This window comes from Pseudomonas sp. KB_15, from assembly GCF_052114525.1.
Classification (GTDB): Bacteria; Pseudomonadota; Gammaproteobacteria; order Pseudomonadales; family Pseudomonadaceae; genus Aquipseudomonas.
In genome coordinates, this window is record NZ_JBFREX010000253.1 from 1 (window position 1) to 420 (window position 420).

The following is a 420-nucleotide window of genomic DNA, read 5'->3' on the forward strand; positions in this document are numbered from 1 at the left end:
GATCGACACCGCGTGGGCGCGGTTGCCGAGGGCGCGCACCACGCTGAACACGGTCAGCGCGGACGTCTTGGGATTGGCCGCGAGCGGCTTGCCGCGCATGGTCAGCTCGAAGCCGCCAAACGCGCCGCGTGCTTCCACGTGGTGGACGTTTTCCTCCGCGTGCGGATCGGCCAGCAGCTTGACCGACGTGCGGTCCAGGCCGAGCCCGGCCAGCGAGACCGTGGCGGCCACGTTGGCGTTCTTCGGATAGAGCCGCGCGGCGTCGCGCGCGGTGCCTTCGAAGATCACCGTGGCTTCGGTCAGGGCGTCGAGGTCGAACAGGTCGGCCGCCGGCGTGCCGGCCCAGGCGCGGGCCGGCTTGCGGCCGGTGTAGATGACTTCGTCCAGACCGCCCACGCGGGCGGCAGCCAGCGCGTCGAT

General features: G+C 71.9%; 1 protein-coding gene. It reads right to left on the reverse strand.

Going from position 1 to position 420, the window contains the following annotated elements; translation table 11 throughout:
• Positions 1 to 420: aspartate dehydrogenase (locus tag AB4Z35_RS30740; protein ID WP_442101264.1), on the reverse strand; the 420-nt coding region annotated here is incomplete at both ends.